This is a genomic window from Halomonas sp. OfavH-34-E, assembly GCF_024124525.1.
Taxonomy (GTDB): domain Bacteria; phylum Pseudomonadota; class Gammaproteobacteria; order Pseudomonadales; family Halomonadaceae; genus Halomonas; species Halomonas litopenaei.
The window spans coordinates 14,448-27,601 of the sequence record NZ_JAMXRY010000025.1 but is presented as its reverse complement, the minus strand read 5'-3'; the positions used below and the strand labels follow the sequence as shown (position 1 = coordinate 27,601).

The following is a 13,154-nucleotide window of genomic DNA, read 5'->3' as shown; positions in this document are numbered from 1 at the left end:
GACTAGCCCTCCTTGTGAACGGCAAAGCCATCATCGTCCTGCGGCTTCGCACCCGGCTTGATCTCGCCGATACGACCACGCGGGAAGGCCGCAGCCTTGAAACCCGCCACCTTCACTCCGGGACCTACCACTGCTGTCTGTTCGACCTCCCCGTGGGCCCGCTCGACGGCCTTCAGCTCCTGCCTTGACAATTTGACACCGGCCTTGAGCAAGGCCTCGACAGGATGCGCCATGTATAGGCTCGCGTTCGCCTCGTCCTTGGCCAACCACTCCATCATCAACTTGTCGGCCTCCTGGAGTTTCTTCATCACCTCCTCTGGTAACGCAAGAGGCTCGGCATCCCGACGGGGCGCTCCCTTGCGAGGACGGCAGCGCAGAGGACGCTTGGGGAGCGCGAAGTCTCCTCCAGGCACGAGGCGCACATTGATGTTGGCCTCAAAGCCCTGGGGCACCTTGGCCACCACGAGCTCTTCCGCCCGATCCTTGCCCAGCCCCACCTGAGAGCGGCATGGGCAGGGATCGGGGTCTTTTGACGTGTTCATGTGTTGGCTCCTTGACGTTGAATGACGTTTGCAACTTCGCAGGGCAGCGCAGTACAGGTCGTCAACAAGAAGCTCGGCGAGAAATAACGCTACCCGGGTCATCGAAACGATGACCGAGCGGGGGTAGTCGACTTCCGGGACGTCAGCCCACCGAAACAGGAGGCAGGCGACCGGAATCTGGTGCTATGCGAGGAAGGAGGGAAACATGCTCGGACACCGGAGCTTTGGATAACGGGCAAGGCGCCCCGACAGCGTCCCCGCGCTGACCTCTTTCATCTGACACGGAAAGGAAAGCGCTTCTGGCGGCGCAGCCCTGAATAAAATGTGCTTAAAAAGGCACCGGGGCCACGACCGCAGGACACCAAACATCTCGGCTAATTTATCAAGTACTTACCAAGTATTCCTGATGGATTCAATCAGAATGACTACCCCCGTAGAACACTCTTCCTAAGTAAACTTGGCCTTTGAAGCATAGACTGTCTTCGTGAATGTGACGATGTCCAATCAACCACCAAGGCAACAAACGAAGGCACCCCGCCGAGAGGCTTTCTCGACGGGGTGCCTGAAGGAGTCGGCGTAACGTTCACCGGAACAACCTGGTCCCTAGCGATTGATCTCGACACGAATGATGCGATTGGTGGCGCTCTGATGAATCAGCAGGTCGCCATTCCGGGTCGGTCGCATATGCCGCACGATACCGGCGTAAATACCGCCGGACGGGTCGCCCAGCTCTGGAAGGTCTCGGTGGCGGGATCAAAGCGCACCAAAGCATCGGGGCGCATCCCGGATTCGTTGTACCAGACCACGCCATCGAGTACCGCGATCGCGTAGGGATGAGACTTCTCGCCGCTTGGCGACGGCCACTCCTGCACCTCACCGCTGCGGGGGTCATAGCGCCCAAGCCGGCCCCTTCCCGAATTGACGTACCAGATCATGCCGTCATCGGCGATATCGAGCCTGCGCACAGTGGTTGCCTGGTGGGGAAGTTCGATTTCGGTAAGCGCCATGGTGTCGGGATCGACCCGTACCAGGCAGTTGCTGCCATTGCAGGCCACCCAGGGTGTGCCCTCTGCATCCATCTTGATGCCGTAGGGCCGCGCCCCAGTGGTGGGCATGGCAACGAGTTCGACCTCACCGGTTTGCGGATCGAGGCGTCCGACGCGATTGGCGTGCTGTGCCGTAAACCAGAGAAGGCCGTCATCATCGAACACCGCCGTGTGGGGATCACGCACCGAGGGGTCAGGCATGTCGACCACCTCGATATCACCACTGGCCGGGTCGAGACGCCCCAGCGTCCCGTTCTTGTTACCGGTAAACCACACACCACCGTCACGATCCAGCGTCACCGAGTGAGGCATGCTGCCGGGCGGCAGCGGGTATTCACGCATCTCACCGGACATGGGATCAATGCGCCCCACCAGATTACCCCACTGCCCCGCCCACCAGATCCCGCCATCTGGCGCCTCGGCCGGATCCCGCGAGCGTTGCCCGTGCGTCGGCACCACCCATTCATGGAAGCTGATATCGGTATCTCCCTCAAGCAACGTCGGTGCCCGTCGCTCATTGGGAGGAAAGTGCTCCGCCAGATAGTCGGCGATAGCCCCGCGGCGGGCAGGATCACTCGAGAGATCCACCATGGTACCCATCAACTCGAGCCAACCCTCTCGGCTGTAGCCAAGGCTCTGGCTGATGCGACTGACCGGATGGCACACCGAGCACTGCACTTCGACAGCCTCCCTGCCCTCCCCCGATGGCAGGCCGGCGCCCAGGGCCACCGACGAACCAGCGAGTATCACAATCGAGAGACATAGCCTCCGAAACCCAACGTGCCTGGTCATACGCCATCTCCCCGAGCCTGAGCCTGAGCCTGAATGCATCGCGTGCACCGAGTGCACCGAGTGCACACTTGGGTGTACCGCACTATTTGATCGCCGGCCTCGGTTAGCCTGATGCATCCTCAGCCACCCGCTCACCGATTCGATACCGGATACCACCGAGACGGCGCCGTCCCGCTAAGCACCATCCGTCCTGAGCCACATGACGATCGCCCACGCAGATGCCTATTCAGCGCAGGAAAAATGGCGCCAAACTGCAGGTCCCGTTCGATGCCGCACGCACTTGCTCATTGAGGCCGCCGACTTCTTATGGCTCCGTAGCCCGATGTTGTTCATCACCAAGCCGCGCCATATAAAATGCTCCCACGTACTCACCACCTCGAAAGGCAAAATCCTTAGCCTCTCCCTCGATGTCAAAACCGAATCGTTTGTATAATTCAATGGCGCGTTTATTATCGACATAGACGGTGAGTTCCAACCGCCGAAGAGCAAGCCAATTGTCGGCCAGGTCGATCGCTGTAGAAAGCAAGGCTGTGCCCACGCCTGAACCTTGAGCCTTATCCTTTACTCCCATACCCAAGGAGCCGACGTGTCGTCGACGCGGGTTTTGACAAACCTCCAGGCCAAGGGTTCCGACGATTTCTCCATCCAGTAAAGCAACGTACATATACACATTGTCTGGTGTGCTGGCTAAGCGCTTTTCCCACAAGGCAATAGATGGGTGAGGAAGCTGGAGCGTACCCTCAAAAGCGCTTCTGCAGTCGTATATTTCCTTGACACCACGAGCATCGGATGGCTCAGCTCTTCTAATCTCGACGTCCATGTTGGCCTATCCCTCGATTGGTAATATCAGCGCAAACATACTATTTACTTATCTATATCGCCCCACAAGCACCACCATCTTTCTAGCCTTTATATATTATCTGACTGCCAGCCCATACCAAAGCACTGCACATATGTGTTATAACACTTACATCAAAGACTAAAAACCCGGCCAACTCCCACAAGCTTAACTTTAAAAGTCGAGAATACTCATTCAACTAAAGGTGCTCAACCAAAACGCTCACCACGGACAGACACTAGGCCTTCAAACGTGATCTCATGAAACACAGCTGAAATATAGACCTGTAAAAAATGAAGAAACTCCCACGTTTTTCTACTCTACAGTCTTCCACAGAGTCTTAGATTGATCTTTGTAGCCTAGCTCTTTATAGAACCTCTCCGCATCTTCATTAAAGGACATGACCTCCAGCCTAATTTGCTCCGCGCCTTGTGCTTTAGCCCAATCATCGCAATGGGACATCAACATACGACCAATACCAGATCCTTTTGAGGCTTCATCTACGACTATGGTACTAACTCGACATATCGGGCTACTTATCAGAAACGTAATCGACTCATTTCGCGTGATTTTCGCTGTTACAAATCCGACAATGTCGCCGGCAACTTCCGCTACCAGAAAAATTCTAGCCGTCTCGTCTAAAGCGGTTAGAAGGAAGTCCTTTTCCGCGTCAGAAGGTTGTACAAATGCCTCTGGTGCATTGTCAAAGTGTGTTAAACCAAGCTCGTGATTCAAGCGTAGAAGTGCGTCTATGTCTGATCGTTCAGCCCTCCTTACTCCCAAATTCTGACTGTGTTTTTCTTGGCACACGGCTTACTTCCTCGACGGTTTCATTAAGCTTCCGGAGTGTGTTGACAGAGATTTGAAACTGACCATTACTCGGCACACGTTTGCCTCTGAAATGGCTCCATACAAGTTCTCCTGGTCCATTGTAGATTTCCTCGAAAGCACCATCGCGCAAGATTTTGATGACGATCGTATGCTGCGGCTGACTTCGAAACGCCACTGAATTTGACTGTGTTGCTTTTATCTCGACTTCCAGGCCGGACTCAGTGACCGCGTCATAGCCTTCGTTGGACGCTGCCATCAGCTCCAGATTATATGCATCCGCAACGAGACATTCCCCCAAACTACCAACCATATGTCCATCCGGAGTAAAGTGCCTTCCAGGAAACATGGCTTCCAATTCGCTAACCGTTGCATAAAGTTGTTTGACCAAGGCGCGTAACTTATCGTGATCGATCATCGGAGACCTGACACCTAGATGGCTGGACGATCTATCGTCGACTGTCTTCGTGATACGGTGCACCTTCCAAGGCACAACGCCCGAGTTAAGCTGCACCGAAAAGAAGCGCGGCTTGAATGAATTGTTATACGTCTGTTGCGTCTGACACGTCTGTTCCCGGCTTAGGTTGATTGGTGACGCCAAAAGGAATATGAACAGACGGGACGACAGCACTCGCGGACTTAAGGTGGCCAGACTGATCATCAAAGAATATATGAGGCTTTAGAACACCTAGAATTCTGCTTTTTTCAATACCACCAAGGAAAAATGCATCGTTGGCCATTACGCCCCAACTCTTTAGCGTTTTAAGAGCTCGTTCGTGCGATGGCGCATTACGTGCGGTTACAATAGAAACTCGAATCCTGTTTTCGTAATCAGGATTCTGTTTCTTGTATGACTCTTCGGCAGACTGAATCTTTGAGATGCGGACCAGTAATTCCTGAAGCGGCCCTGGATTGTGGGGCTGCATGACGTTCTTGACCTCATGGTCGTGGAAGGCTGTGAGACCGGAAGCTTGCATCACTGACTCAGACTCGTCACCAGCTAAAACCCCGTCGAAGTCGAACGCAATGCGTAGTGTTTTATCGCTTTCATCGTCGTCGAATTTTGAGTCCAGCACTTGTCCTGCAGGATGACCTAAGCCAATCGCGGCCTCCACATCTTGCTTATTCCCGGATAGGAACAGAGCGATATTAAGAGCGGGAATGTACTCGTACGGTGAACGCCCCTGCATAAATATTGCTCTAGTCATCCCCAAACCATAGTGCTCGATGGTTTTCATAACTCGAAGGCCAGTGTCAGGGTCATTGCGCGAGAGTAGCACCACTTCGACTAGTGGGTCAGACACATCGAGATCGTTAAGCGCCAGAAGGCGTTTGATGAAAGGATAAGCAATCCCTTTTGGCAGCGGAACGTCGAGGTTCTTTTCTTGGTACTTGCGGTACTGCTCCTCGCCATCGCTGCGGAAAACCGCATCCGACTCGCTGAGGTCAAAGACCGCGCTTGATGCAACCCCAATTACTAATCTGCTTTCAATCTCGTATGGCATTTACGCCCCTCTATAGTGTATTCCTGCCGCCTAACGCCGCCAACACCGGAAATTTTTGAGCGATAGCGAGTACATTCTCCGCGTGCTTGGTATTGTTAGCTTTCCATCAGCAATGATGACAACAACACCATATCTTCAACATCTTTGTGCTCAGAAACGAACAAAGCTATATTCTTACCATTTGGATTCTTTGAAGACTTATAAACAACGCCATCAATACTGGAACCATCTATTGTAAATCGATGACGAAAATATTCCGAAATTATTTGTGTTGGAATATAGTCTATGTGCTCCATCCCGTCTTTCGATATCGGCTTTGAAATCTCATCTCGAAATTGTCGAAGAAATTGTATTTCATGCCTCTCAGTATATTTATCGGGTTCAAAAACACTTGGTATTTGAGGCAAAATAGACAAATCTAATAAATTAAGTGGCTTTATAGTTTTCATTTCTGCCACTGCATATCGTCGTTTCTTATCAAAGAGAGTTTCAAGCTTTGCTGTTTCTTTTTCAAGTGCAACATACATATATGGAATTCCAGCCGGGTTCATTCTCCCTGCCCTAGCAACTCTTCTGGGAGGTACGCTTATCTCAGAGAACTTACTGTAAACTTCACCTTCTATTGAAACCCTAATTCTATAGCACACTGTTCCTTTATCCAGAACTTTAACAAGGTTAAGACGTTTAACTAGATTTCCAAGCGCGTCTAAAATATATTTTACCGGTATATAGTCGGGCCTCCCAATATCCAGATCATCGAATGGCTCTGAAAGAAATAGATAACGGGTCTTAAAAAGAACGGTGTTAGTAAATGCACTCCATCCATATGCCAACGCTTCTGCAGGATTGCTTAAACCCCAGTCCCCCTGTGAGTGTTGAACCCAATATTTATCACACCCTAAACACTCTAGGACGTCTTGGCTAAATTCGTCTTTCCAACCTGGGTTTACTGCTTCAAGCACATCATATGGTTCGGTTTCAGGAAAAACCCAACCTCCATCCCACGGGACCCCTATGTCTTGTGCGTCTGCATAGTAGACGCAAATAGACTCATAGATACGCTCCATTACTTTTGCAAATGGAGCGGCGATCATAGATTTTGATGATTTTTCGCAATAAGAGCACGAGTGGCTAACAAGATTATCGATCACAAGTTGAGCTAATACAATATCGAAAGTACATTCAGCGCACACATGTTTGTCAACCATCTCAAACCCTTGATCATCCATGTGATCATTATGACCCATTTATGTCTCCATGCTCATAATAAGCTAACGCCCGCAGCACGGGAAAATTTGTAGCGCAGCGGAAATGTTGTCCCTCTGCCTGCGATTGTTAGGCCTTTATTATACGACTGGGGCAAAAGCATTGTAACTAGGGTTTGCATCCTTTGCTCCCATTTGGAAAAGATAGAGGCTCTTATCATTAATAAGCTTGATGGTGTGTGCGTTAAGCAGGTTGACTATTCGGTTTCTCCAGTCTTTGGCCTGCTCCTGATAATACGGATAGTCTGTTTTAGTGCCATAGGGGTTATCAGCGTGCAATATTCCGCCGCACCTATCATAAACTTTAACGAACTGTTCTTTTGTTAGAAAATCATCTTTTCGATCCGCCCAATCAGACGTGACTCCCGGCGTTTTGCTTGGATTTTGTATGATGGGGTGCGGATAAAAACCTGGATTGATGCGCTCTAGATCTTTGAGCATTAGCCTAGCATTCCAATGCTCTGCAAATTTCTTGTGTTGGGCGGAATATTTTTCTCTATTGGCGATCAAAGAGCTAAATGCAATCAGCTCTAGAATCTTTCTAATCTGCAAACAGACCGACTCAACTGTAGAAGGGACGTAGAGTGCGTGGGCTTGACCGAAAAGCAATAAATCTACGACAGCCGTTCGCCGCTTGATCTCAATTAGAACTGCCCGGTATTTATCTTGTGATGAGTCCATTTTATTGCCTAACGATTAGAGTAACCGGCCGGTTTCGGAGCGCCAGCGGAGAAGCCGGTCCGTGTTGACGCTTTTGTTAGGACGGCAGGCTTGAGATAATATCGTCATAGGTGATAGGAAATCGAGTTGCGTTCTTAGGATATAGATCCATAAGAAAGAACCGCTTTTTCAGATTCTGAAAATGGTGTTCTTCCTGCGCCAACCTATCCTTGATTCGGCGACGGACCTCGTTGACACCTAAAGCCTTACACTTTGGATCTTTCATCGCCTGCGTCACTAAGTTCTCAATGCGCGCTTGCTTCCCTTTTCCTTGGCAGCTGGTTCTGTGATAAGCGATGTACGCTCGCTTAAACAATCCAATACTGGTTAGAAAATGGTATGGTCGATCTCGACCCTGCACTCCTCTGTTAAGCGCCAGCATTGCATCATCGCCATTCAAAGACTCGAAGAATTTGCGATAGAAGGCTGCAAAATCGCGCTTCACTTCAAGGTCCATCACTTTTTCTTCTGGCCCGATAATCGCCCAGAAAGGAGCGCGATCTAATTGAGTGCATACATTTATCAGATGGATTCCGTTGCAAGCCGCTACAACGATGACAACATTGAGATTGCTCGCAATACTAATTGAGATCAGAGCGTCTCGAACCTCATGCCATTCTATGATTTCGCCATTACCTAACTGAAATCCTTCTTCCCCACCGTGGCACTCAAAGTGCAGCATTGGGAATAGGCCGCGTTCACAGTCTTTCTTTACTTTATCTAGAGCTTTAAAAAATGTATCGCGGTCAACGGGGCACTCTATGTCAACGTGAAGATCAGGATTGGATTGCGCAATGGGGAGCAAAACATCGTTATATAAACTCTTTCCTGTTTCTATATCCCCAGGGCGAAGAGACTCAATTATCCAGACTTTATTAAATTCCGTGCTTGTATCCATGTTTAGTCCTAACGCCGTGCTCTGCGGCAAATTTTGAGCGCAGCGGAAAAATTGTCCGGCAGCAGCGCTTTGTTATGCATCACCGTGTTCCAACAGCTGAATTCCTTTTCTAGCTTCCCTGATAATCACGTCAATCTCACGAGTGCCACTATAGTCCGGATACCTGGCTAGATTCTTAGCATTGGTGATGTATAGCTCAGCGCCGACTGCGAATCTCAGAAATCTATCCTTTTCCTCTGCCGATTTTCCAGTCGGCTCAAACGCCAACCACATGGTTGGATTCTTAGTGTGAGTGATACCAATTCGAAGCCTCGCAGCATCGAAGTATGAGTAGATCTTTGTCTTATTGCTCTCACCGAGATCCGGCTCAGTAAAACCCACATCGAGTTCTTCCTCCAGCGCTCGCTTAATCTCCAATGCGAACGATACAGTGTCATTTTGTTCGCGAGCGCGAATCATGGCGCTAGAATATTCTCCCGATTGGCGGTAAGCCCGCCTCGGGATATCTATGCCTGGAATCTCGTCCATAGCTCCGTTCGGGCGAATCGTAGAGCCACCATGCCCTCCCTGAACATTCGTTAAACTGTAAAAGCCGTACACCCAATGTATAAGTGTGGCTTCGACAGCATACGCCTGTTCCTCGGTTTCATACCTACCGATGACTATTGCTAGCTCTTTCTCTCCGGCCGCCCGTATCTCACGGATTCTGGCTAGCTTTTCGTTGTGATCAGTTGATGTTCCAGCTTCAGCGCCGTGGGCCAAAGCCCGCTGCCCCTTCCCCTTGCCGACGTAAAAGGTAGTTCCGCAACGTGGATCGACGAGTTCGTAAACATAGTAGGGCTTTAGCAGCGGTTCACTCATTCTATGGTCACTATCAGTCAGCTATCGGGATGCATAACGCCCGCCAGCAGGCGTGCGGTTTTTTGCATCGCCTGCCTGGCATTGTTATATGTATTTAGCATCCGCTTTACTTGGGGAGACCTATCAACACATCAATCCCCTCATCACGTATCGTCGCTTTCACTTCTTTCAAAGCCTCGGCATCAGTCGTGAACAGATCTTCCCATACGGTGGAAGTGCCTCCCGCATCTACTACCTCGAGAATCCACCTCTTCTCCTCTCCGCGATAAATGTCGACACGCACTGTCTTCCCGGAGTCGGTGAGCTTTTGGCAAAGAGGGCTCATCTCGATTTCTACGTCGTCTTCCATCTCTCGTCTCCAGTGAAGCCAGACATATAACGCCTCAATAAGAGGCTAAAAATTGTGGGCTAAAATACGAGCAAAGCGAGATAGCCCACTATTTTTAGTCCTTTTAATTGACTTGTTATACGTTGTTAACCGATTGAGGCAGTAGCAGCAATCATAGTTTCACCTGCTTGCTCGATTACTTGACCAGATATAGAGCCTGTTATTGTTAATTTACCACCTTGATTAATTACGTCACCGCTTACCATGCCCGGAATTTCAACAACAGCACCAAACTCAACACACAAAGACTTTGTCGCCATTCCATGAAGAATTAAGTGAGCACCATTTTTAACAGTTACATTGCCTGTAAACATTCCATGCATTTTTAGATGTGAGGTAACCTCAATATTGCCTTCAATTTTACCATGCTCGATATCCATATATTCTCCTTAAACGTATAACATTTTTAATCGTATGCGTGCTTAAATTGACGCCGCGTGGATCTGCACAAGGTGCTTCACATCTTCTTGATACTACCAAGAAATTCATCCTATGCCTTCTTCGCCCTTAGTCGCCAACACGCGCATGCTCGAATTCCTGCGAAAGTGTGCGCGACATTCCACCGGACTCTGCTCACATCTCTCTGATGTTCTGCCTTTTTTCTAGAATTTGTGCGGAGAAAACATGCGTTCTTCTGTTGCTTTCCAGGCGCGTCAGCTGGACGCTTCTCGATATACTGTATGAATGTATAGTTACCGTATTTTGGAGGTTGCACATGAGCAAGAGCCCGTTCCTGGAGTCCATCCGCCGAGATCTACGCTTGCGTGGCTACAGTATTCGAACAGAAAAAACCTACCTGCACTGGATCAAGCGATTCATCTTGTTTCACCAACGCCGACATCCTGCTGAGATGGGTGCACCCGAGGTGCGCGTCTTCCTGACATCGCTCGCCAACGACAACGGTGTCTCGGTCAATACGCAAAAGATTGCGTTGAATGCTCTCGCCTTTCTGTACCACAAGTGTCTTGGTGTCGAGTTGGGACCGCTCGACTTCAAGCATGCTCGCCAACATCGTAGGCTTCCCACCGTACTGACGCGTGCCGAGGTCGCGGCAATCCTGTCGTGCATGTCGGGACGAAACTGGCTGATCTTCTCTTTACTTTATGGCAGTGGGCTACGTATCGCGGAATGTCTTCGGCTTCGTGTCAAAGACATCGATTTCGATACAAGGGCCTTGACCATCGTCAGCGGCAAGGGAGGCAAGGATCGCAAGACATTGCTGAGTACAACCCTGATGTCTGAACTGACTCGGCAGATGGATACTGCCTTGTCCCTTCAACGCGAGGATGTCGCACGTGGGGTAGGCCCTTCGCTGCCCTTTGCGCTGGGTAAGAAATACCCAGGTGCCTACCGCCAACCGGCCTGGATGTTCGTTTTTCCTTCCACTGGCCTGTGTGCCCATCCTGTTTCGGGCATTCTGTGTCGACATCACCTCCACGACTCGGTCCCTCGCAAGGCGCTGAAGGTGGCGGTGAAACAAGCAGGTATCGTGGATAAACGGGTCGGCTGTCATACCTTCCGACATTCCTTTGCCACCCACCTGCTTGAGGCAGGTCAGGACATTCGCACGGTACAGGAGTTGCTGGGCCACACCGATGTTCGAACCACGCAGATCTATACCCACGTCATCGGCAAACGGTTTGCTGGCACATCCAGCCCATTGGATCTGCTATAGCAACGACACCGGCCCGGCGTGGATATTCCGGTTGCCGATTACCCTACAGGCAGGCTACCGCGGGAGAATGTCACATAGACACGCCCCTTCCATGGCGATTGCTGCCACTTCCTTCCCTGAAATCAGCACTACCCCACCAGGCTTGAATAAGGCGTCCAGGCTTCCACGCCCTGATGGATCTGGACTGTCTGTCATTGTGGCTAAATTTAGTTGTTGCCTTTCAGCATATACCGACATATCCGGGGATTCGAGCTTTGCCTCGACGTCGCTGAGTGCGCCCCACCCTTTTCCTGGTTTGGCCACGATTAGACGACGCGCCGTGGTCGAATACCACAAACGACGACACCCCGGCGGGCAAGGCCCGTCGGGGTGTCGTTTAGCGGCTGCGTGGGTGGCAGCACTACTGCACCACCCTGCTCTGGCTATCTATCGGTAGGCGCGTGTCTTGGCGTTATGCCTTGGCGCTGTGCCTTGTCTTGCCTCTACTGCCTCAGGCTTCAGGCGGCGTAGCGGGACACGGCCAGACCATCGGGGTTGATGGCGGGCGTGCGACCGTCGATCAGGTCGGACAGCAGCTGAGCACTGCCACAGCTCATGGTCCAGCCCAGGGTGCCGTGGCCGGTGTTGAGCCACAGGTTGTCGTACTTGGTGGCGCCGATGATCGGTGTGGAGTCCGGAGTCATCGGGCGCAGCCCGGTCCAGAATTCGGCCTTGGCCAGATCACCGCCTTCCGGGAACACATCGCGCACGACCATGGAAATGGTGGCACGACGCTTCTCGGCCAGGCTGAGGTCGTAGGATGCCAGCTCCGCAGTGCCGCCGACACGGATTCGGTCGTCGAAGCGCGAAATCGCCACCTTGAAGGTCTCGTCCATGACGGTGGACTGGGGCGCGCCGCCGTCGTCGACCACCGGCAGGGTCAGGCTGTAGCCCTTGACCGGGTAGATCGGCAGGCGGATGTCCAGGTCACGGGCGAGGAACGGCGAGTAGCTGCCCAGCGCCATCACGTAGGCGTCGGCCGTCAGGGTGCCGGCACTGGTGTGCACCGCCTCTACCTTGCCGGAGACCCGCGTCAGCCGCTCGATGGTGGTATTGAACATGAACTCGACGCCGAGCTTCTCGCGGCAGTAGTCGGCCAGGCGATTGGTGAACAGGTGGCAGTCACCGGTCTGATCGTCGGGCAGATGCAGGCCACCGACAAACTTGCCAGGCACACGGGCAAGCGCCGGCTCCACCTGGGCGATGCGGCTTGCGTCCAGCAGTTCATGACGCACGCCGCACTGCTCGAGGACCTTCATGTCCTTGCCCACCGCTTCGACCTGCTTGTCGGTGCGGAACAGCTGCAGCAGGCCACGCTGGCGATCTTCGTAGCGCAGCCCGGTCTCGTCACGCAGCGCATTGATGCAGGCACGGCTGTGCTCGGCGACGCGGACCATGCGCTCCTTGTTGAGGGCGTAGCTGTCGGGATTGCAGTTGCTGAGCATCTGCATCATAAAGCGACCCATGTTCGAGTCCATCTTGGGCTGGATCTTGAGCGGTGCATGCTCCTGGAACATCCACTTGACCGCCTTCTGGGGGATGCCCGGGGCAGCCCAGGGGGAAGAGAAGCCGAAGGATACCTGGCCGGCGTTGCCGTAGCTGGTCTCCATCGCCACGGAGGGCTGACGATCGACCACCTTTACCTCGTGTCCCTGACGGGCCAGATAATAGGCGGTGGTAACCCCTACGACACCCGCTCCCAGTACCAGTACCTTCATGTCGCCACTCCTCTGTTCTCGTTGTCGATGGCCCGTCCC

Annotated in this window: 14 protein-coding genes; 1 reads left to right on the top strand and 13 read right to left on the bottom strand. The window is 52.0% G+C overall.

Features of this window, described 5'->3' with window-relative positions; genetic code table 11:
• Nucleotides 1-2: 2 nt before the first annotated feature.
• From NH448_RS12415 to NH448_RS12365, 12 genes are all read right to left on the bottom strand, one after another.
• Nucleotides 3-542, bottom strand: coding sequence for a hypothetical protein (locus NH448_RS12415; RefSeq protein WP_045994426.1), 540 nt, complete (start codon nt 540-542; stop codon nt 3-5).
• Between the two features lie 653 nt (nt 543-1,195).
• Nucleotides 1,196-2,380: a hypothetical protein gene (locus NH448_RS12410; protein ID WP_253028820.1), complete on the bottom strand. Its 1,185-nt coding sequence runs from the start codon at nt 2,378-2,380 to the stop codon at nt 1,196-1,198.
• A gap of 304 nt (nt 2,381-2,684) precedes the next feature.
• Entirely contained in the window at nt 2,685-3,200 is a 516-nt protein-coding gene (locus NH448_RS12405; RefSeq protein WP_045994425.1) for a GNAT family N-acetyltransferase, read from the bottom strand.
• A 333-nt stretch (nt 3,201-3,533) separates the two neighbouring features.
• Nucleotides 3,534-4,028, bottom strand: a complete 495-nt coding sequence (locus NH448_RS23680) for a GNAT family N-acetyltransferase (protein WP_204248986.1) — start codon at nt 4,026-4,028, stop codon at nt 3,534-3,536.
• Nucleotides 3,982-4,464 (bottom strand): hypothetical protein, encoded by a 483-nt coding sequence (locus NH448_RS12400; RefSeq protein WP_083970593.1) that lies wholly within the window; start codon nt 4,462-4,464, stop codon nt 3,982-3,984. Before NH448_RS12400 ends, NH448_RS23680 begins: the two co-directional genes overlap by 47 nt.
• Nucleotides 4,465-4,588: 124 nt before the next feature.
• Nucleotides 4,589-5,551, bottom strand: a complete 963-nt coding sequence (locus NH448_RS12395; RefSeq protein ID WP_045994424.1) for a 5'-nucleotidase — start codon at nt 5,549-5,551, stop codon at nt 4,589-4,591.
• Nucleotides 5,552-5,646: 95 nt separating this feature from the next.
• Nucleotides 5,647-6,798 carry a HEPN-associated N-terminal domain-containing protein gene (locus tag NH448_RS12390; protein ID WP_083970592.1) on the bottom strand — a complete coding sequence of 384 codons (1,152 nt, stop codon included), beginning with the start codon at nt 6,796-6,798 and terminating at the stop codon, nt 5,647-5,649.
• 99 nt (nt 6,799-6,897) lie between these two features.
• A complete protein-coding gene (locus NH448_RS12385; RefSeq protein WP_253028818.1) occupies nt 6,898-7,497 on the bottom strand; it encodes a hypothetical protein in 600 nt (199 codons plus the stop codon).
• A 76-nt stretch (nt 7,498-7,573) separates the two neighbouring features.
• Nucleotides 7,574-8,434, bottom strand: a complete 861-nt coding sequence (locus tag NH448_RS12380) for a hypothetical protein (protein ID WP_157033134.1) — start codon at nt 8,432-8,434, stop codon at nt 7,574-7,576.
• Between the two features lie 72 nt (nt 8,435-8,506).
• Nucleotides 8,507-9,295, bottom strand: a complete 789-nt coding sequence (locus NH448_RS12375; protein WP_052704539.1) for a GIY-YIG nuclease family protein — start codon at nt 9,293-9,295, stop codon at nt 8,507-8,509.
• A 106-nt stretch (nt 9,296-9,401) separates the two neighbouring features.
• The gene (locus NH448_RS12370; protein ID WP_045994913.1) at nt 9,402-9,644 is read right to left on the bottom strand and encodes a hypothetical protein; all 243 of its coding nucleotides are present in this window, start codon (nt 9,642-9,644) and stop codon (nt 9,402-9,404) included.
• A 125-nt stretch (nt 9,645-9,769) separates the two neighbouring features.
• Nucleotides 9,770-10,063: a polymer-forming cytoskeletal protein gene (locus NH448_RS12365; protein ID WP_157033135.1), complete on the bottom strand. Its 294-nt coding sequence runs from the start codon at nt 10,061-10,063 to the stop codon at nt 9,770-9,772.
• Nucleotides 10,064-10,398: 335 nt separating this feature from the next.
• Here NH448_RS12365 and NH448_RS12360 point away from each other — a divergent pair, with 335 nt between their 5' ends.
• The gene (locus NH448_RS12360) at nt 10,399-11,358 is read left to right on the top strand and encodes an integron integrase (RefSeq protein ID WP_045992465.1); all 960 of its coding nucleotides are present in this window, start codon (nt 10,399-10,401) and stop codon (nt 11,356-11,358) included.
• 497 nt (nt 11,359-11,855) lie between these two features.
• Here the strand turns inward: NH448_RS12360 and NH448_RS12355 are convergent, their stop codons facing one another.
• Complete coding sequence (locus NH448_RS12355; RefSeq protein WP_253028817.1) at nt 11,856-13,115, bottom strand: D-amino acid dehydrogenase; 1,260 nt, start codon at nt 13,113-13,115, stop codon at nt 11,856-11,858.
• Between the last annotated feature and the right edge of the window lie 39 nt (nt 13,116-13,154).